Below are 19,742 nucleotides of genomic sequence, written 5' to 3'. Positions count from 1 at the left end.
GGAAATGGATCGGATCGAGCAGCTGGAGCTCGAGCTGCTGGAGAAGCGGGAGCGGCTGGCGACGGCGCGCCTCGAACTCCCGCAGATGCGAGAGGCAAAGCGCCACCCGATGAGCGGTCCGCAGAAGGTCGAGCTGGACCGCCTGATCGCGGAAAACGAGGCGGTGGTGGAGACCCTGCCCGACGAGATCGCGAGTCTCGACCAGCAACTCAGGGAAGCCCGCGCGGTCCATGGCGACGAACACACCTTCTGGAACCGGCGCTTCCACACCTCCCTGGCCATCGCGCACGGCGGCGGCCTCCTGGCGGTGGGCAACAAGCTGATCGATCCGGCGGCCGGCCAGACCATGCTGCAGGTCGGCGTGGTCCCCATGGCGATCTTCGCGGGTGGCCTGGTTGCGGCGGGCTACATCCCGCTGGCCCTCGCCCACGGTCAGCAGCGGCGGGCCCGCCAGCTGGTGACCGTCTCGGCCGGCCTCTTCGCTGGCGGCCTGGTCGTCGTGCTGGGCTGTCTCGTGCTCCTCGCCTGGCCCCGGTTGGCGGACCCGATCCGCTACTGGAACATGCCCACCGACGAAGCCCCGGTCGCGACCGCCGAGGAGGTCCCGGCCGCCGCCGCGCCCCAGGCGGAGGCGGCTGTAAGCGCCGCCGCGGCCGAGGCTGAAGCGGCACTGGCCGCCGCACCCCCGCCCAACGCAGAGGCGCTCTTCGAACCGCCGGCGAAGTAGCCTCACCCCGGCCAGCCCGCCGTTTCGTCGATCGCCAGGATGGCGGCCACGTCCTCGGCCGCCAGGGCGAGGTCGACGGCGTCCTTCAGGTCCCAGCGGTGCTGCAGAAGGGCCGCGCCCCAGTCCAGCAGCTGGTCCATCAGCTCGCGGGTCTCGTCATAGGTCAGGCCCGCGATGTAGGTGTTGGCCATCGTCCGCACCGGCAGGGCGCAAGGGTCGGTCGCCTGGCCGCCGTCGCAGCGGTCCTTCGCCCGACCCTTCAAGGTCAGCCAGTTGGTCCGGTCGGTGCTGTCGCGGAGCTGCAGGAACTCGCCCGGGTGCCCGGGCACCGGAAAGCCGGCGAACATGCGTCCCCCGAACTGGGCCTCGATGGCGGCCTTCTTCAGCGCTGCGGCCCCGGCCGGCGTATGGGGCTCGGTCGACCAGGTGCGCCGGGGCTGACCCTCGAAGTCCTCGACGCCCGAGCCGAGCACCTTCAGCGTCGGGTCGGCCGGGCGCTCGACCTCGAGGATCTCGACCACGCCGATCGCGGCCCGCTCCTCGGGGGTCGACTTGGCCAGCCAGTCGGACGGGTAGCGCATCAGCGCCTCGCCCTCGCCCAGCGCGAACGGGCCGCGGATCTCGAACCAGGCGCCCTGCGGGTCTTGGGCGGCGTAGGCAATGTCCGTCATGACGGTCCTTTCAGCCCCAGGCGCTGGAGCCCGCGGGCGGCGTGTAGGTGAAGGGGAAGTGGCCGAAGTTGACCTCGATCGTGTCGCCGGGGTTGGTCACCACCACGATCGGATAGATGTTGGACGGGCCGTAGGCGAGGCCGCCCGATCCGGTGACCGGATCGCCGGCGGTGTTCCAGACGCCGTTCGCCCCCACCCACCACTTCTTGAGGTCTTGCCGGACGGCCATCATCGCCACCGCCCCCGCTGCGGACCACGTGGATGACATCAGGCCGTCGCCGAGCCCGGCGTTGGGATTGCGGGTGGCGTCGACGAAGCCGAGCCCCACGCCCGCGCCGCCGGAGATGTTCATGACCTCCCAGTAGGCGAAGGTCGGCACCAGCGTGGCGTCGCGCGTCGCGAAGGCCGAGCGAACGCTCGCGCCGGAGACCTTCGAGAGCCGCAGGTTGTAGAACGACAGGGCCGTCTCGGCGTTCAGGATGGCGGGGTCCAGCGTGGTCAGGATGCCCGGCTTGGGCGTGCGCCCGCCCAGCAGCATGGACTTGCCGAAGGGTCGCATCAGCCCCACACCCTCGAGACGCGCGCCCTGACGATCGAGGCCGAGACGACGTCGTAGTCCAGGTAGAACACAGCGCCGACCGACGACGGGATGGTGGGCGCCAGGTTGTCCTCGAAGTCCCAGTTGCCGCCGCAGGCGAGGGTGTAGCCGCCTGCGCCGCCCACCGTGAACCGGATGCGACCGGACTTGCCGGGCGGGGCATTGGTGGGGTTCGGCAGGGTCGAATTCTGGGTGATCGTGATCGCGGCGTTGTAGAACTTGGACAGGTCCGGGGCGGCGTCGCCGGCGGTGACGATGTTCGCGCCGCTGTAGGCCAGCGCCACCTCCGCCAGGGCCGCATACATCTCGGCCGGCGTCATGAAGGCGTGGGCGCCGCCGCCCGAGCGGATCTCCGCGACCGTGGCGGCCGTGACGCCGAGGACCCGCCACCGCGAGGCCGCGCTGTCGTATTTCAGCAGGACGAGCTGCTTGGCGCGGACGACGAGGTCCGTGGCCAGGTCGAAGCGGTTGGCGGCGGCCGAGGCGGCGCTCTGGGCCGCCAGGGTCAGGTTGTAGGCCCCGGTGTTCTCCAGGATCTTCAGCTCGCCCAGGCCGCCGGCGGCCAGGCCGGTGATGGTGCGGTCGGCCGTGCCGCTGGCCTTGATGACGGCGGCGGCGGCCAGGCCAGCCGGGTTCCAGTCGTTCTGGTCGGCCGTCAGGGCCGCCGGCGCGATCTCGCCGGTGAGCCGGAGGTTCTTGGTGACGGTGAAGGTGTCCGTGGCCGTGTTCATGGGCGGGGCGGTCACGCTGACCGACCAGTCGTTGAACGGGCCGCCGGCGCCCTCGCTCGCGGCGACCGTCACCGTGCTCGCGCCGGTGACCGGGTCGTAGGCGTCCAGGCGCGCCACGAACCGCGTGGCCTGGTTCGGCGGGTCGCGGGGGAAGAGCAGCTGCATCCCCGGGACCCAGCTCTTGCCGGCGGTCAGGACCGGGTTCAGCACCGTGCCCGCGGCCGAGATGCTCATGGGCGTGGCGCTGGCCCCGATGGTCGCCGGCGAGTTGGCGAACTGGGCCGCCATCGCCGCGGTCAGCACCGCCGCCGCGCCGGCGTCCTCGGCGACCTCGGCGATGTCGGCCAGCACCAGGGGCCAGTTGAGGCGCACGGCGCCCGGCCCGGTCAGGCCGCCCGGGTTGGCGAGGGTCTTCAGGTCGGCGTTCCAGTAGCCGGCCGTCAGGCGCTCCAGGGCCGTCGTCATGCCAGGATCTCCTTGAGGGCGAAGCCGCTCTGGTGGAGGCCCGGATAGGTGAAGCGGGCGCCCGGCAGGCGGCTGAAGGTGGCGGGGAAGGCTTCGCGGATCAGGGCCGCGGGATCGTCGGTGTCCGGGGCGAAGAGCACCGTGCGGGTGGACCTGGCCCTCATGCTCGCGTCGATGAACCGGCGGGCCTCAGCGTCCGTGAGCATCGAGTAGCTCAGGGTCTGCTCGCGCTGGGGCGGGCGCTCCTCGCCGATCCGGCGGCCGGAGGGGGTCTCGTCGACCACGTCGCGGCCCAGCACCACCAGGTCGTGGCCGCGCTCGAAATTGATCTCGGGCGACCAGCTGGCCACCGCCCACGCGCCGCCGATGTCCAGGTGGCCGGCGCCCGCCGAGCTGTCGTCCAGGAACACGTCGAGGCCGAACGCCAGCGCCGGCTCGATCGGGGCCCAGAGGTGGCGCGGATAGAGGTCTATCTCGCCCTGGGTGACCGTGCCGGAGAAGAAGTTCTCGGCCAGGAACTCCAGGTCCGTGGGGTCGTAGATCGAGGGCGTGACGTTGAGCCAGCCCGTGTCGCCCAGCACGGTCGCGAGATCCTCGTCCAGGGTCTCGACCCGGTACTTCGCCGACAGGCTCATGGTGTGGAAGAGCAGCACCAGCATGTCCACGACGCGGGGCTCAGACCAGGCGATCCGGAAGCGGGTCTTAGCCAGGTCCGTGCGGTCGAGGCAGCGCGCCGGCGAGCCGATGTAGTCGCGGTCGGTCTGGAGCTGCGCCAGGCCGTAGTCGGCGTGCCAGACGCCGCCGCTGAGGGTGGCGTCCGCGATCAGGTTGGAATCGGCCAGCTTGCCCTTCGCCATGTCAGCCCCACAGCGTCCAGACGGCCTGGTCGCGGCGCGGGCTGCACAGCTCCTCGCCGACCAGGAGGAAGTTCCCGCTGAGGCCGTAGGGCGGGAAGTCGAAGGCGATGGTCTCGCCCAGCGTGCTGGCCAGCGCCCGCTCAATCTCCACCGTGACCCGCCAGGCCCGCCGGGGCTTGCCGTCCGGCCGCAGCCCCAGCAGCGCCTTCAGGGCGTTGGCCAGGGCCAGCGCATCGGCCTCGGCCCGGAGCGCGGTGGCGATCTCGACCGTCTGCCAGGTGCCCGGCAGGCGGGCCTTGACCGTGGCGTCCTCGACGACGGCGAAGCGGTACTCGGCCGCCAGGCGCTCGGCCGAGGCGGTGGCCGCCAGCGCCGGCGCGAGATCGGTCCCGCTGAAGGTGCGCCAGACGCGGCCCCAGCCCACGCGGATCTCGCCCACCGGCAGCGGCGCGGCCTCGTCGGCCGTGCAGGCGATCACCTGGTGCTCGGTCAGCGTGGCGTCGGCCGCGAGCTTGGGCGGGCCGTAGGCCAGGGCCTGCCACACACCCGTCCGATCGGGCAGGACGGCGGCTGGGACGCCGGCGGCGACGAACGCCACCGCCTCGCCCAGGGTGGTGGTTCCATCGGCGTAGAAGCCGACCACGGCCGCGCCGGCCAGGCCGGCGACCGAGGCCCCGATCCGCCCCGCGTCCACGCCGCTCCGGGCCAGCAGCCGGGCGATGATGGGGCCGGCGGTCTCGACGTAGATCCCGCCCGTCTTGTCGCCCTTGCAGCCGAAGGTGACCTGGCCGACCGGCGTCGCGTTCATCTTCAGCAGGCCCCGGGCGATGTCCGTCCGATACTTGGCCGCGGCCGGGTTGACGCCGTCGAAGGCCGCCCCGGCATAGTCGCCGTCGTCGACCAGGCCGGCGGCGTCGCCCCGGTCGAACACCTGCTCCGCGCCCTCGATCGGGCCGTCGTGCAGCTGGTGGGCACGGACGCCCGGGTTGACCTGGGGGGCCGGAAGGTGGGCGTCCAGCAGGTTGCCGAAGGCGAGCGGCTTGGGCCGGCCCTTCAGCCCGTCCGCCGTCCCCTCGTACAGCACCCCGCCCACGCCGTTCGAACCGGCGTAGGCGGCGGGTTGAAGGGGCTTCGAAGCCTCCGCGGCATAGTCGTAGAGGCTCACCGTCACGCGGCGGACCTGGCCGGCCGGGCGTGGATAGGACGGCGGGGCGCAGAGGCCCGCCAGGATGACGGTGGCAGCGGCGAAGTCCGTGCCCTCGGTCCAGCGCAGCACCTCCATCTCGCCCCAGACGTAGCCCTCGTAGGCGTCCAGCTCGCCGTCCGAGTTGGCCAGGGTCAGCACGCCCACGCCCAGGGACGGTTTCATGGTGGCCAGGTTGTCGAACAGCGCGCGCCGCACGGTGGGCTGCTCGACGATGCGGCTGTCGAAGCCCACGTTGGGGCGGTCCGGGTCGGTCGGCGGGAACGGGCGGATGGCCCGGTCGCTGAACCGCAGCACGCCGGGCGCGCCCGCCGGCGACGTGACCTGGATCTCGACGAGGATCACCGCGCCCATCAGCGTTGCGCCCTCAGCCGCGCGTTCTCCAGCTGGGCCTCGCGGGCGAGCTGCTGGGCCGCCTCGAGCTGCTGGGCCGCGAAGCCCGCCACGCTGGCCAGTTGGTCGGAGGTGACGGCCGCGCCCTGGGCCACCGCGCCCTGCAGGGCGGCCAGGCCGTCCGCCATCTTCGACGCCGAATCGTTGAGGGCCGCGACGATCTCCTCGCGCGTCCGGTCGTTGGCGGCCACCAGGCGGTCGGTCTGGAGGGTCAGCGCCTCGCCGTACATGTCCTTCAGGGCGGGGATGTTCGAGACCAGCACCCGCGAGCCGCCCTCGGCGCTCGCCTGAAGGTCGGCCTGCAGCTGGACGTTGGACGCCTTGGCGATCTCGGTCAGAGACACCCGCATGGCCGCCAGCTGGGCCAGCTGGTCGCCGGCCCCGCCGCCCATGCCCGCCAGGCCCGCGATGTCGGCCTGCACGCGGTTGAACAGCGCTAGGCGGTCCTGGGCCGAGCTGGTGGCGCTGCGGTCGGCCGACAGCAGGCGGTCGGCGTAGCCGGTGATCCCGCTGAGGGCGTCCGCGTCGCCGCCCCGGGCCCGGGCCAGCATGGCCTCGTACTGGCGCAGCGCCTCTTCCTTGGCGGCCTGCGGCGACAGCTCGGCCGAGGGGCCGAGGCGCATCTCGTCCAGCCACGACAACAGGCGCGGCCGGGCCTGCTCGAACACGTCGGTCAGGTCGCCGATCGAGCCAGCGAGGGCGGCAAGCTCGAGGCTGCGCAGCTGCTCCAGGCGGCCCAGGAAGTCGGAGCCCATGGCCCCGGCCTCGATCAGCTTCAGCGCCTCCGCGCGCTGGGCGTCGATGGCGTCGTTGACGCGCTTCACCTGGTAGGCTTGCGGGTCCAGCAGCTCCAGGATGCGGTCGTCCACCGACTTCCGCAGGTTGGTGGCGTCCTCCATCGAGGCGGCGAAGCGCTTCATCACCTCGTCGAGCTGGAGATCCTCCAGCTTGCTGAGGTCGGCGTAGGCGGCGTCGTACTGGGCGGCGGTCAGGTAGCCGGCGTCGCGCGCGGCCTTTAGGGCGGCCCGCTGCTCTTCCTGGGCCCGCTTCAGCTCCTCGAGTGCCCACGCCTTCGGGTCGGTCAACTGCAGGATGGCGTCGGCGATCTGCTGCGGGATCTTCTGGGCCTGGGCGTAGCCCTCCAGGGCCGCCGTGATCTCGTCGAAGCCCTTGCCGGCGGCCACCATGCCCTCGACCAGGCTCTTCTGGGCGTCGTTGACGTAGGTCGCGCCCTCGAGCACCGCCCGCAGCGCCGCGTCGGCCGCCGCGGCCGCGTCGCCGGTGGCCGAGGTCAGCGTCCGGCCGTTGGTCAGGTAGATCTGCGACAGGTCGCGGGTGCCGATCACCAGGCCGCGCACCGTGGCGCCCAACTCGATCCCGGCGTCCTTCAGGAACGCCTGGCCTTCCAGGATGGCGTCGGCGGCCGCCTTCGCGGCCTGCTCGGTCTCCCGGTTGCGCTTGTCGCCGCTGAACTGCCCCGTGACCAGGTCGTAGCCGGCGCCGTGGTTCGAAGGCTTGCCGCCGACGTTGAACAGCTTGGCCGCCGCGTATAGCGCGCCGGCGGCGAGGCCGATCGGGCCCAGGACGCCAGCGATGCCCGTCAGGGCGCTGCCCAGCCCCAAGGTCCCGACGCTGGCCAGCGAGCCGCCGACCGAGAGGGCGCTGCCCAGCGTGCCCGCCATGCCGCCTAGGCTCATGCCGAGGCCGGCCAGCCCGAGGCCGCCGCCGATTGCCCGGCCCGTCCGGCCGCCGATGACCTGCTGGGCAACGCTGCCCACAGCCGTCATGCCACCACCGAGGCCACCGTTTCTGAAGGCGCCGATGACGCCCTGGACGGTCGCGATCAGCCCGCCCAGGGCGCCCCCCCAATCTCCGTCCTTCACACTCTGCCGGAACTGCTCGAAGCCGAACCTCGCATCGTCCAGGGAGCGGAGGAGCTCGATCAGGCGCTCGTTCACCGTCTCGATGCCCCTGGCCCCTTCCGATAGCATCTGCGGCGTGCGGACGAGCTCGGCATTCGCGTTGCCCTGGGCGACGGCCCATTGCTCCGCGTTCTCCGCCGCCAGGCCCGCCGCCTGGCCGATGACGGTGATGGCGTCGGGGTAGCGAGGGTCCGTGAGGTCGTTCAGCAGCTGCTGGGTGTCGCGCTGCACCTTCTGAAGGTCGGTGAGCGTACGCTCCTGGGCCTGCTTGGTGAGCGCCTCAACGCGCCGCCACGCATCGGCCAGGGCCAGGGCGGCCTCGCGCTCCTCGCCGAGTTGGCGGATCATGTCCCGCTGACGCTTAAGGGGCGCTTCCTGGATCATGCGCGCGAGCTGCAGCTGGCGCTGCACCACAGCGGTCGCGCCGATCGCCGCGATCTCGTCCCGGAAGCTCTGAAGCCGCTTGTCCGCGGCCTCGATCTCGGCTTCCGACGCCTTCAAGGCCCGGCGGGCCGCGGCCTCGGCCTCAGAGCGCGCCTTCTTCTCCTCCGGGCTGGTGCGCAGCTCCTGGATCTTCTTGTCAGCCGCAGCGATGGCCTCGCGGACCTGCGCTTCGGTCAACCCCGCCTTGGCCAGGGCCTCGGAGCCGCCGCGCAGCGTGTCCTGGAGCGTGGCTCTCTGCCGTTCCACCTCCTCGATCTGGCGCATCTTCGGCAGGAGCGAGTCGTAGGCCGCTTCGGCGTCGCGCGACGTATCGGTGATCAGCTTAATGCCGGCCGCCAGAAGTTCGGCGTTGCGCTGGCGGATGGCCTCGGCCTCCCGCGCGACTTCCATCCCCCGGTACGTGCCAACGATGGTGCCGACGCCGCGGCCGACCGAGCCCCAGAAGCCGGGGTTCTCGATCTCGTTGAGCCGCTTCCGGTTGGCCGTCACCTCTTCGTTAAGCGCCTGGCGCGCCGCCTCCTTGCGAGCGTCGGCCAGTTTGAAGGTCGCGATCGCCACACCGTCGACCGCTTCCGCCGCCTGGGCCATGGCGTTGGCGTACCCCAGGCTTGAGGCGCGGGCGGCCTCCATGGCCTGGTGCTGCTGATTGAAGCCCTCGACGGCCGCGAAGACGGCCGCGCCCAGTGCGCCGGTCGTGGCGATCAGCGGGCCGTAGGTCATCAGCAGGTTCTTGGCCTGGCCCGCCATCCCAGCGAGCGCGTCCTTGAAGCCGATCCCCTGCATCTTCGCCTCGGCGAAGATGTCGGCGATCTGCGGCCCCTGGCTGACGATGATCATCAGGGGGTTCATCCCCATCGCCGCCATCACCCCAAGGTCGGCGAACTGCCGGCCCATGTTGAGGGTCTGGTGCGACGTGAGCTTCATCTGGCCCTGCACGCGCATGTGCTTGGCCTCGAGCTCGCCGAGCCGGCCGACCAGCACCCGGCTGGCGCCGCTGAGCTCAGCTGTCGAGAGCACGCCCGTCTTGTGCAGCGCCTGGAGCTCACGTAGCTCCTTTTCGGTCTTACCCAAGGCGTCAGAAACGGCGGCCTGGGCCGTCGTCAGCTGCTTGGACGATTCGGTGAGCTCCTTGAGCTTGGCGTCGACGCCGCCCACGGCCTGCTCCGCGGCGCGGCCTTCACCCTCGATCTTCAGCCTGGCGAGAAGTTCACTACTCATTTCCGCCTAGCCTCCTCTCCCCAAGCCTCAAGCGCCGCGGCCTCCAGGACCCTCAGTCGCTCGAAGTCATCGGCCGTCACCTCGCCCAGGCCGGACATGCGGGCGGCCGGCTCCACCGCGAGGTAGTTGAGCCCCATCCGGACAAGCCGGGCGGTGCTCATGGTGCTCAAGGCGACGGCCTGCCATTGGGTCTGCAAGGCCAGCAGAAGGCGTACCGCACGCTCGTTCTCGGGCATGACGTCGAGAAGCGCGTCGGCGGTCCGGTCACCAAGGTCCCGTCGCATGGCGACCACCTGGTCGTCCGCGAAACCAAAGGCCACGAGATCCGCGGCGAAGCCGTCCAGCTCGCCGCCCGTCAGCTCTCCCACCGGCGAGCCGCCGAGGGCGAAGAACCGCCCCGCCGCTTCTAGTTTTTTGCGGCGATGCCCAGGCTGAAGGCTTCGTACGCTTCCAGGACGGCGCGCCTCACGTAGGGGGTGGTGATGAGGTTCCAGAGCACCTCGTCCGTGAGCTCCTCCTCGCCGCTCGTGGGCTTGCCGAACCCGACGAACCACGCCCGCCACTGCTCCACCGCCTTCTCGCGAAGCTTCCGGTGGGCGCGCTCCAGGATGGCCGCCGCCTCGGTCGGCGTTGGTTCCGCCGAGGCCTGCTGCTCGGCGTCGGTCAGTTCCGTGGCCGGGTCGGCGATGGCCGGGGGCTGCGCGTCCCGCACAATCCGGAACCGCGCCATGAACTCCTCGACGGTCGTCTTGCCGCCGTCCTCGGGCACGTTGACCTTCACCGGCCAGTCGGCCTCGAACGGCTCCTCGAGCCGCTTGAAGTTGAATTTCTGGGCCATGGACCATGTTCTCCCTGCGGTCTCGGCGGTCAGAGGAAGGGCGCGCCGGCGTCAGGCCCGCGCGCCCCGGTTCGGGGGTGAAGGCGGGCCGCCTTCAGGTCGCCACGAGCGTCAGCTGGTCGTCGACGCCCAGCGCCGAGGGCTTGGGGTCGTAGCCGTACTCGACCACGTCCTTGCCCTTGTCGTCGGAGTAGCTGGGATCGCCGGTGATCTGGCCCTTGGTGGTCAGGGTCAGGATCTTCCCGGCCGTGACGCCGTGAACGATGCTGGCCGTGACCAGCGTCCCGGCCGTCTTCAGGGCCTCCGGGTTCAGCTCGGAGGGCAGCATCATCGTGTGCCGGACCCGGCCGGTGAAGGTACGCGCGCCGGCGATGTCGATGCGCTTCTCGCCCGGGCGATCCGAGAACACCAGGTTGTCCGACTGCTCGATCGAGAAACTGCGCAGGCCGGGGTTCACGCCGTTGAAGGTGAAGACGGTCTGCGCCTGGTCGACGGGCTTCACGTCCACCCAGCCTGTCCAGGTGGCGTCGGCCTGGGCGAGCACTGCGGCGTCCGCCGGGTTCGTCTTCAGCCCCAGGAACCGGTACTTCGCGACCGGACGCTGCATCTCGTCGAAGGCATAGCCCACCAGGCCGAACGCGCCGGTCAGCCGGTGGAGGCGGCGGTGCTTGCGCCAGGCGATCGAGACCGAGGTGGAGGCCGCCGGGTTGGCGGCCAGGGCATAGGTCACCGACGTGTCGGCGACGATCGTCTCGGAGTAGCCGCAGGCATTGTGCAGCGGGCCCCACTTCGGCGCCACGCCGGCAGTCCCGGAAAGCGACAGCGGCACGTCGAAGGTCAGCTCGCCGTGCTCGCCGACGGTGTGGCCCTGGACGCCGCCCAGGCCGGGCATGGCGGGATCGCCGGCCACGAACTGGCCGCGCGGCGTGTACTGGACGTTCTCGGCCCAGATGACGTTGGCGGCCGCGGGCTCGCTGTCGGTGTTGTAGGCGGCCTCGGGCTTGATCAGCAGAAGGGCTTTGGCTTCCACGAGGGCTTACTCCGTCTCGCTCTCGCCAGCGCCGCCGGCGGGCGACGTGGACTTGTTCTCGATCTCGCCGGCCTGGCCGGTCGGCGGGGTGGTGGTGGCGGCGTCGATCGCCGCCTGGATGTGCGGCGGCACGTCCGCGCCAGCCGCCGTCAGGGCGGCGGCTATGGCCCGGGCGCTCTCCAGGGGCGCCGCGGGCGGCGTGTAGGCGGCGGGCCGCTGCGGCTCATCCGTTCGGGCCACCGAGCCGTCGTCCTGGACGTGGTAGCTGCCGGGCGTCTCGCGGCGCGGGTCGGGTTGGGCCTCGGCCGGGGCCGGGCTGCGGCGGGTCCTGCTCACGTAAGGGGCTCCATCAGGCGAACGCGGGTCTGGAAGTCGATGCGGTAGAGGGTGACGCCCGTCGTGGGGTCGAAGTCCTCGAGGCCCTCGCTGGCGATCGTGAAGCGCAGGTCGGCGTCCGGGTGCTGCCAGCCGAACAGGGCCGCGCGGATCTCGCCGGCCGGCGTCTCCAGCTGCTTGAGGCCGGCGGCCCCGTCGAGGCCGGACAGCACCTGGCGGAGAAGCACGCTCACCTGGACGTCGAAGTCCTGGCGAAGCGGCCCCGAACCCTCGCGCACGTCGTGGCCCTCGGCGCCCAGCAGGACGACGTAGGCGGCCAGCTTGGCCGGCGTCCGGGCCTTGGCCGCCGCGGTCAGGTCCGCCGCCGTCCCGAACAGGCGGAAGCTCGGGCAGAGGTTCGGCGTCTTCAGCCGGGTGACGATGGGGGACAGCGGCAGCAGGTTCACGCGCCGCCTCCGTCCGCCAGCGGCTCGCCGAGGTGGCGCAGCAGGATGGCCGCGAACTCGGCCTGGTCGTCGGCGTTGACGCCCAGATAGGGCCGCGCCGGCTGGGTGATCTTGCCGACCGAGATCCACTCGCCGTTGCCGCCGATGCGGAACCGCAGGGCCTTCGCCCGCACCGGGCGGATCTCGCCGCCGAACTGGCGCTGGGCCGCGTAGATCCGGTTGGAGCCCCAGGAGACGCTGTCCGCCTCGGGCGCGCGCGCGCTGATCGAGCGCAGCAGCAGCCCCTTGTCGATCATGGTCTCGCCCGAGGGCTTGGCCGTCTTCTTCCAGGTCGAGCCGTCCGGGGCGCGCTTGGAGATGAACCGCTTCCGGGTCTGGGCGACGCCGGCCTGGCCGATGGCCCGCAGCGCCGGGCGTAGGTCGCGGGCCCGGCCCAGGGTGGTCTGCAGCGCCTGGCGGACGCGCAGGTCGTCCAGGGTGATCTTGACGAGCGCCGCCATCTACAGCCCCCGCTTGAAGATGCGGACGCCCGGGTCGGTGGCGGCGGCCAAGGACGGCGCCTTGGCCTCGCCCGGGGCGGCGGCCCCGCCGTCCAGGGTCGCCTTGTTCTCGGCCACCAGGCGCAGGAAGGCGACGGCGTCCTTGTAGCGGGCGCGGGCGTCCTCGTTGGGGTTGGCCCCGTAGAGGCGGTACCGCGCGATGTCGCAGGCGATCCGCTTCAGGTTCAGGGGCGGATTGGCGGGGTCGACCTGGCTCACGGCCAGGCCGATGTGGCTCATGATCTCGGCGTCGGCGTCCTGCAGGTGGGCTTCCACCACGCCGGCGTCGAGCACGCCGTCGCCGTCGCGGTCGGCGAGCATCCGCAGCTCGTCGACCCCGAACCGGGCCTGGAGATCCTGGACGGTGGCGAAGGACATGGTCAGCCCGCCTCGGCCCGCGCGTCGTCGGGGCGCAACGGCTCGCCCAGGCCCAGCTCGGCCCGCAGGCCGGGGCGCAGGTGCTCGGGAGCGATGAACGCGCCGCCGGCCCGCAGCACCTCGAACTCGCCGCGCGCGATGGCGCGCTGCAGGGCGAAACGCTCCTGCAGCACAGCCGCCTGGGCCGGCGAGATGACGGTGGAGGGCGAGCCGGCGGACGCCATCAGGCGGGTTCCTTCAGCACCAGGCCGGGGTCGGCCTGGATGGCGGCCAGCTGCGCCGGGGTCACCCGGTACGGCTGGAAGGCGCCCGAGAAGGCCAGGCCCGCGCGGCGGAACGGCTTGCCGTCCCGCGACCGGACCTCGACCTCGACTAGTTCGGGGTCGGTGGCCTCGGCGGCGATGGCGCGGATCTTGGCGACCGTGGCGGCCGTGTGCTCGTGAAGCGAATGGACCAGGCCGGCGAGATCCTGGCGCACCGTCGCCGGCAGGCCGGCCCAAACCTCCCCGCCGAGATCCGCCATGAGCCGAGCCTCGGCCTCGAGCTCGCCCTCAGCCGGGCCCGCCGAGACTGGTGCGGCGGCCCCGCCCGAGGCTTGGGCGGCGGTGGAATCGCCGCCCGCCTCGCCGGCCGTCTCGGAGATACGCACCGAGGCCGCGTCGGCCGGGACAGGGGCGGCCCCGCCGGGCGCTTCCGCGCCCGACGTGGCCTGGAGCTCCTGGGCCGCCGGGGAGGTCGGCGCGCCGCTGGGAGCGGCCCCGCCGGCGACCTTCTCGGCCTCCGGCGCGGGCTTGGGTTGGGTGGGCTTCTTCGCCATCGGATCAGACCAGGTACTGGCAGACGAGCGGCTCGGCGGTGCCCGCCCACTCGTTGGTCTCGCCGTTGGCTTTGGTCTGGTTCTTCAGGATGCGGTTGGCCTTGCCTTCCAGCGAGGCCGGCACGACCAGCAGATTCGGCTTCAGGCCGAGCGGGCGCCCGAAGTCGTCCGTCAGGCTCATCATGGCCGCACGAGCGAGCTCGTAGTTCTCGGGCGTCAGGTCGGCCTTCGACCCGAAGGCCATCTGCCAGAAGCCGAAGCCGGCATCGCAACGCCCATCCGAGCCGTAGATGTACTTCTTGCGCAGGAAGACGTTGCTGTCGGTCGACTTGTCGAGCGCGTCGAAGCCGAAAGCCCGGCGGTTCTGGAAGATCAGCGGCTTCAGCGACCGCGTCGTGTCGAGCAGGAACCACGGCGTCGAAGCGCCGGCCTGCATGTTCGACTTCACCCCCTCGCCGACCGGGTGATCGGTGTCGAAGAAGTACTGGCCGTCGTAGCACTTCGTCGTGAACCCGGCGGCCAGCAAGCCGAAGACCAGCTCGTCCGGGAACACAGCGACAGCGTGGCCCAGCTCCTGGAACATCGGAGCGTAGATGCCGAGCCGGTCATCCTCGATGTCGTCACGATCGACCTCGACCGTCGTCTCGAACGACCGGTTGGTGATCGAGTACTTCGACGCGGCCAGCTCGTTGACATGGCGGTCGCCGATCCACTCGCGGATCTTCGGCCACTTGCCGAGCCAGCCGTAGTCCTCCGTCTTGGTTGACGAGGGGACGACGGTGGCGACGCGCGTGTAGAGCGGCGTGACGCCCGCGAAGCCGCCCTGGAAGAGGGTCTTGAACCCGGTGAAGAGGCCCGTGAGCAGGCCGGCGGAGATGACGTTGGGCAATGCCTGGGTCCTCAGTAGGTGATTTCGACGAAGCCGCTCACCGCGCCGCCGCCGTTGAAGGCCGCGGCCGGGACGGCCTGGATGCGGTCGCCGACCGCCGTGATGGTGGTGGCGTGGCCCGCGGTGGGCGTGTCGGTGACGACGGTCCCCTTCGCCGCGGCGTCCGCGAAGGTGACGGCCAGGCCGTCCACGGCGGTGACGCCGATGGCGAAGGTCAGGTCGCCGCCGGTGACGATCGCCGTCTGCACGATGCCCGACACCTGGGTGATCGCGCCGACCACGGGCGAGATCAGCTCGATGGCCGTCGCCGCCCCAAGCTCGGTCGCCGGCACGGTGAAGTTCAGGTAGAGCCGGCGCGGCGCGGGAGCGTCCCCGACCTTCACCCACACGCCCTGGGCGTCGACGTCGTCGACGTAGCCGGCGATGGGCCGCAGCCCGCCCCCGACCGTCTTGGCCACCGTCTGGTCGTCCACGACGAAGCAGGGCTGGCCGATGTCGGCCACGGTGATGGCGTCGCCGCCTGCCGAGTTGGCGAAGCAGAAGACGCCCGTCTCGATCTCGGCGCGGACGTCGCCGTCCGCCCCGCCGCCCAGGACGCTGTCGACGAAGACGCCGACGACGCGCAGGGTGTCGGCCTCGGCGCGGCTCACGGCGGCGCGGGCGGGGGTGGCGAAGCCGGCCAGGCTGGCGGCCAGGCCGCCGCGGTAGCACTGAATCCCGGCCTTGACGCCCAGATTCAGATCGTCGCCCGAGCGCGTCTTGCGCAGGCGTTCAGCGGACAGGGGCGCCATCTCAGGCTTGCTCCTTCAGGTTGGCGGCGAAATCCTTCTCTTCCACACCGAGGGTGCGGCAGATGGCCTTCTGCTCGTCGGTGAGGCCGTTCTCGTCGACGGCGCCATCGCCCTCGACCTTCCGGGCCTTCTTGGTCACCTCGAGCACCTTGGGCATGGAGGCGAGCGCCTTCTCCGCGGTCTCGAAGTTGTCGCGGGCCAGGCCCAGCCAGTGCTCCTTGGAGGCTGGCGGGATCTTGCCGTCCTCGATGGCCTGGTCGATCAGGCCGGCCGCCTTCTGCTCGGCGGCGGCCTCCTCGATGGTCTGGAGCTTGCCTTCCGCCGAGGTGGCGCGGGCGAGGGCGGCGTCCAGGTCCGTCTTGGGAACGAACTTGGTCGGGTCCTTGATGTCCTTGGCGGCCTGGGCGTTCGCCGCGATGGCCGACAGGACGGCGTCTTCCGTGGCGGAGGCTTCGAGGCCGGCCGCCGACGCAAGCGCCACGAGGGTGAGCTTCGTCATGGTTTCCTGTTGCTCGGGGTTGCCGCCCTTCGTCCTGGCGAGCGCCGGGATGGTCAGGGCCGGTTGGGTGGTCAGCGCCACGGACGTGACGGCGACGATCTCGCGGCCTTCCTTGGTGAACCGGAAGGCGGGGGACACGTAGCGGTAGGACTTCGAGGCGATGGCCGCCCGGCCCGCCTCGTTCCAGTCGACCCGGACCCAGACGGTGCGATCCGCCCGGACCTGGAGCTCCTTCACCCAACCCTGCGCCGGCGCAGGCTCGCCCTTCGGGGCCTTCACCTCGGTGGCGTGCTCCAGGTCGAAGGGCAGGTCCGCCTGGTTGCGGAGGAACGCCTCGACCAGCGCCTGCGGCTCGGGAAGGGTCCAGGTGCGGCCGTCGCGGGCCACGATCTCCGGTCCCGCCGGGAAGATCTGCACCCAATCGGGAACGGAGACCTGGTCGCCGGCGCGGGTGGTCGCCAGCTCGAGACCGTCGCCGAAGGCCACCTCGCCGCCGTCCTGCGCGTTGCAGAGGGCGAGCGCCAGGACGCTCGCCCCCTGCTGCAGCTGGGCGGCTACATGGTGACCCCCGAGTTGGGCCGGTTTCTGGATTGCCGGTTTCGACATGCCGGGCCAGTATCCGGAGCACCGGCGGCGCTGTAGCCCCGGACAACTGTCCGGATCGCCACGAGGCCCCGGCCGCGCCGCCCGGCCCGATCCGCAGGCCAGCCCCCGCTTCCGAACGCCCCGTCAAAGGCCGTCAAAGGGCGCCACAGGCCCGTAAGCCGTCTTCGGCTAGCGTGGGCGCGCCCCGAACCTCGGCCAAGCCCGTCAGCAGCCGTTTTCCGGGCCTCGGCGGCCCCTTCCAATTCGGACCCCGGGAGCGCATATTGGTGGTGGGCGGCTAAGCCAATTCGCGAAGCCGGCTTGCGGGGCGACCCGCCGGACCGATGGGGAGGGTTGCGTACCCCTGGCCGCCCACTTCACCCCAGCTCAACACGCCTAGGCTTCGGGCCGCACCAGCTCCAGGCGCTCGCGCGCCTTGGCGCGCCGGCGGGGCGAGGCGCTGTAGAGCGTCCGGACGCGCCAGGCGCCGGCGACGGGCTTGAGCGCCAGCATCCACGTCCGCGCCGACCCCTCCTCCTCGAACCGGCCGAAGACGGTCAGCTCGCCGTTCGGGGCCCGCAGAATCTCGCCGCGCTCGAGCAGCGCCTGGACGCGCCGCCAGTCCGCCGGCGCGGTGGGGTGCAGGTGGGCCGAGTGGCCGATCGCCGAGGCATTGGCGACCACCACCTGGCCGGCGTCGGGCGCCAGGGCGCGCATGTCGGCCGGCGCCACACCGACTGGCCAGCTGTCGGCCGGGAAGCGCCCGGCCGCATCGGCGGCGTCATGGGCCGCCTGGTCGATCTCGGCCTTCGTGGCCGCCCCGCCCTTCAGCCTGGCCGCCGCGGCCGCGCGCGCCGCCGCCCGCCCCTGGCCCAGGGCGACGGCGTCCTGCACCAGATCGTGGAAGGCGGGCAGGTTCGTCAGGTCGGCGGCGGCCGCCCGGGCCATGTTGGGGTCCATGCCCTCCACCCGGCGGGCGACCAGGTCGCCGAGGTTCCGCCGGCGCTCGAGGCCGGCGTTGAAGCCGAAGCCGGGCGAGACGCCTTGCGGGACGAGCGCAGTCCGGCCGGTGCGCTTGTCCTCGAACTCGGTCCAGTAGCGCTGGTCGGCCGTGTAGCCGGTCCCCCGCAGGGCGTCGTCGTCGGTGAGCTTCACCGAGCCGGACGCCAGCTCGTCCACCGAGACCTGCAGGGTCCAGCACTTGCAGAACCAGCCGTTGGGCGGGAAATGCGTCTTCCAGAAGGGGTGGTTGACCGGCAGCACCACCTTGTCCCAGGCCAGGTGCTGCAGCCGGGGGTGTTCCTGCGGCGTGTGCCGGTACTGGAGCGCCGGGAAGTCGGCGGCCGTGTCTTCGATCGCCGCCCATTCGGCCGAGGCGTAAGCCTGGCGGACGTTCGTGTCGTAGATCACCCGGGTGCGCCACGGGGCGCTGAGGTCGACCTTGCGCGGCCCCTCCTCGAAGTCGGTCACCACCTGCGGGCCGGCGAAGCCCAGCTTCTGCAAACGCCCTTCGAAGGCGCTTCGAAACCCCTCCAAGGTCTCGCCCTTGGAGACGGCCTCGGTGACCAGCTGGTGGGCCGCCTGCAGGACGTCCAGGCGGTGGACGCCGGCCAGGGTGAAGCCGTAGGCGTGCTCGGCCTCCCACATCGATGTCCAGCGCCAGGACCGTTGCAGCCCCTTGCCCTCGAGGTACGAAACCGCGCGCGGGTCCGGCGTAGCGTCGAAGTCCCAGCGGTCGGCCACCTAGGCCCCCTTGCGGCGGGCCCGGCCGTCGCCCAGCACGGCGGCCTGGAACATCGCCCGGGCCAGGGAACGGGCGGCCTCGGGCGCGGCCAGGTCGCCGGCCATGGTCTCCAGGCCCTGGACGATCTCGTCGAAGCTGCCGGCCCCGCGCACCAGGTCGACCACCCGGGCGGCCTCGGGCCCGAAGGTCCGCCGCCACTCGCCAAACTCCAGCTGCTGGATCTCGTCGAGCTCGTCGTCGACGCCGCCGGCGCCGGCCTGCCGGGCCAGCGCCGGGCGCGAGCCGTTCCGGCCGAGACCGCGCCGATCGGCGTCTTCGCCGTCCGCCGGGGCCTCGGTCGCCGCGGCGGCCGCCTCGGCCGGCGGAGCGAGGATCTCCTCGTCCTGGGCGGGCTCCGAGAGGCGCAGCTTCTTCCGGATCTCGGCCTGGCCGACCCGCAGGCCCAGCGGCACCAGGCGCTCCAAAGCTTCGCCCAGCACCTGGACGTCCTCGGGCTCCTCGATGACCAGTTCGGCACGGGGAACCGGCGCGTCCGGCCCCCAGTTGAACAGCACGAAGGGCGTCAGCACGGCGCGGGTGATGGCGCCGCCCACGCCCTTGGCGTCGGCCTTGGTCAGGTCGGCGCGGACCTCGTTCAACACCTTGGACTGGGCGAAGCCGCCGCCAGACTGCATGTCCGTGGTGCCCGTCTGGCCGAGCACGGCCTTCGAGACCTGATTGTCGATCCAGGTGACCAGCGCCTGGAACAGCTCAGCCCCGCCGGTGGCCTTCCCGAGTTCGGGGAACTCGATGTCCATGGACTTGGGCAGCACGGCCGCCGCGTCCGAGCCCAGGCCGAAGACGGCCCGCTTCAGCACGGCCACGTCGTCGGGAGAGGCCGAGCCGTCGTAGCGGCCCAGGCGCAGGGGGATGCCGAAGATCTCGGCGTAGGCCATCCAGTCCTTCAGGCCGTAGAGCTTGCAGACGAAGCTGAAGGCGACCAGGCGGGCCAGGCCGCCCCGGGCCGGCAGACCGGACTTCCGGGACGCGATGTGGACCGCGAACTTGTAGGGCTCGAGGGGCAGGCCGCCGACCGCGCCGGCTTCCTTCAGGCGCAGCTCGCGTCCCGTCTCCCGGTCGAACTCGAAATGGCGGGGATCGCGCCACTCGTACCGTTCGGGCCGCCACTGGCCGGCCGTGCTCCAGCAGATTTCGGGCGCCGCGTAGCCCTTGGCGATGGCGTCCAGGAGGTGGCCGACCAGGTCATCCATCTCGTCGGCCTGCAGGAGATCCTCGCACGCCTCCTGGATCTCCGCCGCGCGCGGGTCGTCTTCCTTGCCCTTCGACCAGGTCAGCTTCCGCTCCAGACCCAGGACGGCGAGTTTGCGCGTCTGCAGGACGGACCCGTAGTGCGGGTCGCGCTCCTCCATCTCCTCGGCCAGGGTCAGGAAGGCATGCAGGTCGCCCTGGTTGGCCTGGCGCAGGATGGCGTCCAGGCGCTCGGGCGTCAGGCCGGCGACGGCCGAGGCCGGGTCCCACGCCTGGCGGACGCCGGTCAGGCTGGGCCGCGCCACCTCCTCGGCGAGGGCCTTGCGGTTCACCTTGATCGGCTGGCCGCGATGATCGAGCAGCTGCGCCATA

At 71.8% G+C, this 19,742-nt stretch carries 21 protein-coding genes; 1 reads left to right on the top strand and 20 read right to left on the bottom strand.

The window, feature by feature from the left end:
- Positions 1-4: 4 nt before the first annotated feature.
- Positions 5-727, top strand: a complete 723-nt coding sequence (locus tag ACK4TT_RS01695; protein WP_410212191.1) for a hypothetical protein — start codon at positions 5-7, stop codon at positions 725-727.
- Between the two features lie 2 nt (positions 728-729).
- Here the strand turns inward: ACK4TT_RS01695 and ACK4TT_RS01690 are convergent, their stop codons facing one another.
- The 20 genes from ACK4TT_RS01690 to ACK4TT_RS01595 form a co-directional block, all read right to left on the bottom strand.
- On the bottom strand, positions 730-1,398 hold the full coding sequence (locus ACK4TT_RS01690) for a hypothetical protein (protein ID WP_409638963.1): 669 nt from the start codon (positions 1,396-1,398) through the stop codon (positions 730-732).
- 10 nt (positions 1,399-1,408) lie between these two features.
- Entirely contained in the window at positions 1,409-1,957 is a 549-nt protein-coding gene (locus tag ACK4TT_RS01685; RefSeq protein ID WP_409638966.1) for a hypothetical protein, read from the bottom strand.
- Positions 1,957-3,192 carry a hypothetical protein gene (locus ACK4TT_RS01680; RefSeq protein WP_409638969.1) on the bottom strand — a complete coding sequence of 412 codons (1,236 nt, stop codon included), beginning with the start codon at positions 3,190-3,192 and terminating at the stop codon, positions 1,957-1,959. Before ACK4TT_RS01680 ends, ACK4TT_RS01685 begins: the two co-directional genes overlap by 1 nt.
- On the bottom strand, positions 3,189-4,049 hold the full coding sequence (locus ACK4TT_RS01675; protein ID WP_409638972.1) for a hypothetical protein: 861 nt from the start codon (positions 4,047-4,049) through the stop codon (positions 3,189-3,191). The genes ACK4TT_RS01680 and ACK4TT_RS01675 overlap by 4 nt, the downstream gene beginning before the upstream one ends.
- 1 nt (position 4,050) lies before the next feature.
- Positions 4,051-5,607, bottom strand: coding sequence for a hypothetical protein (locus ACK4TT_RS01670; RefSeq protein ID WP_409638975.1), 1,557 nt, complete (start codon positions 5,605-5,607; stop codon positions 4,051-4,053).
- On the bottom strand, positions 5,607-9,230 hold the full coding sequence (locus tag ACK4TT_RS01665) for a phage tail length tape measure family protein (RefSeq protein WP_409638978.1): 3,624 nt from the start codon (positions 9,228-9,230) through the stop codon (positions 5,607-5,609). The genes ACK4TT_RS01670 and ACK4TT_RS01665 overlap by 1 nt, the downstream gene beginning before the upstream one ends.
- Positions 9,227-9,598 (bottom strand): DUF1799 domain-containing protein, encoded by a 372-nt coding sequence (locus ACK4TT_RS01660; protein ID WP_409638981.1) that lies wholly within the window; start codon positions 9,596-9,598, stop codon positions 9,227-9,229. Before ACK4TT_RS01660 ends, ACK4TT_RS01665 begins: the two co-directional genes overlap by 4 nt.
- 38 nt (positions 9,599-9,636) lie before the next feature.
- Positions 9,637-10,068, bottom strand: a complete 432-nt coding sequence (locus ACK4TT_RS01655; RefSeq protein ID WP_409638984.1) for a hypothetical protein — start codon at positions 10,066-10,068, stop codon at positions 9,637-9,639.
- Between the two features lie 94 nt (positions 10,069-10,162).
- Positions 10,163-11,098, bottom strand: a complete 936-nt coding sequence (locus ACK4TT_RS01650; RefSeq protein ID WP_409638987.1) for a hypothetical protein — start codon at positions 11,096-11,098, stop codon at positions 10,163-10,165.
- A 6-nt stretch (positions 11,099-11,104) separates the two neighbouring features.
- Entirely contained in the window at positions 11,105-11,434 is a 330-nt protein-coding gene (locus ACK4TT_RS01645) for a hypothetical protein (RefSeq protein ID WP_409638990.1), read from the bottom strand.
- The gene (locus ACK4TT_RS01640) at positions 11,431-11,880 is read right to left on the bottom strand and encodes a hypothetical protein (RefSeq protein WP_409638993.1); all 450 of its coding nucleotides are present in this window, start codon (positions 11,878-11,880) and stop codon (positions 11,431-11,433) included. Before ACK4TT_RS01640 ends, ACK4TT_RS01645 begins: the two co-directional genes overlap by 4 nt.
- Positions 11,877-12,380 carry a phage virion morphogenesis protein gene (locus tag ACK4TT_RS01635; RefSeq protein WP_409638996.1) on the bottom strand — a complete coding sequence of 168 codons (504 nt, stop codon included), beginning with the start codon at positions 12,378-12,380 and terminating at the stop codon, positions 11,877-11,879. Before ACK4TT_RS01635 ends, ACK4TT_RS01640 begins: the two co-directional genes overlap by 4 nt.
- Positions 12,381-12,797 carry a gp436 family protein gene (locus ACK4TT_RS01630; RefSeq protein ID WP_409638999.1) on the bottom strand — a complete coding sequence of 139 codons (417 nt, stop codon included), beginning with the start codon at positions 12,795-12,797 and terminating at the stop codon, positions 12,381-12,383.
- Between the two features lie 2 nt (positions 12,798-12,799).
- The gene (locus tag ACK4TT_RS01625; protein WP_409639001.1) at positions 12,800-13,021 is read right to left on the bottom strand and encodes a hypothetical protein; all 222 of its coding nucleotides are present in this window, start codon (positions 13,019-13,021) and stop codon (positions 12,800-12,802) included.
- Positions 13,021-13,614: a hypothetical protein gene (locus ACK4TT_RS01620; RefSeq protein WP_410212190.1), complete on the bottom strand. Its 594-nt coding sequence runs from the start codon at positions 13,612-13,614 to the stop codon at positions 13,021-13,023. The genes ACK4TT_RS01625 and ACK4TT_RS01620 overlap by 1 nt, the downstream gene beginning before the upstream one ends.
- A 4-nt stretch (positions 13,615-13,618) precedes the next feature.
- The gene (locus ACK4TT_RS01615) at positions 13,619-14,503 is read right to left on the bottom strand and encodes a Mu-like prophage major head subunit gpT family protein (RefSeq protein WP_409639007.1); all 885 of its coding nucleotides are present in this window, start codon (positions 14,501-14,503) and stop codon (positions 13,619-13,621) included.
- Positions 14,504-14,514: 11 nt separating this feature from the next.
- The gene (locus tag ACK4TT_RS01610) at positions 14,515-15,294 is read right to left on the bottom strand and encodes a hypothetical protein (protein WP_409639010.1); all 780 of its coding nucleotides are present in this window, start codon (positions 15,292-15,294) and stop codon (positions 14,515-14,517) included.
- A 1-nt stretch (position 15,295) separates the two neighbouring features.
- Complete coding sequence (locus ACK4TT_RS01605; RefSeq protein WP_409639013.1) at positions 15,296-16,399, bottom strand: phage protease; 1,104 nt, start codon at positions 16,397-16,399, stop codon at positions 15,296-15,298.
- Positions 16,400-16,774: 375 nt separating this feature from the next.
- Positions 16,775-18,121, bottom strand: coding sequence for a phage minor head protein (locus tag ACK4TT_RS01600; RefSeq protein ID WP_409639016.1), 1,347 nt, complete (start codon positions 18,119-18,121; stop codon positions 16,775-16,777).
- Positions 18,122-19,741: a DUF935 domain-containing protein gene (locus tag ACK4TT_RS01595; protein WP_409639019.1), complete on the bottom strand. Its 1,620-nt coding sequence runs from the start codon at positions 19,739-19,741 to the stop codon at positions 18,122-18,124.
- Position 19,742 lies beyond the last annotated feature (1 nt).

The sequence above is a fragment of the Phenylobacterium sp. genome (assembly GCF_046463815.1).
In the GTDB taxonomy this organism is placed as follows: domain Bacteria; phylum Pseudomonadota; class Alphaproteobacteria; order Caulobacterales; family Caulobacteraceae; genus Phenylobacterium.
Note: the sequence above shows the minus strand (reverse complement) of the source record. Positions and strands in the feature narration are given on the sequence as shown.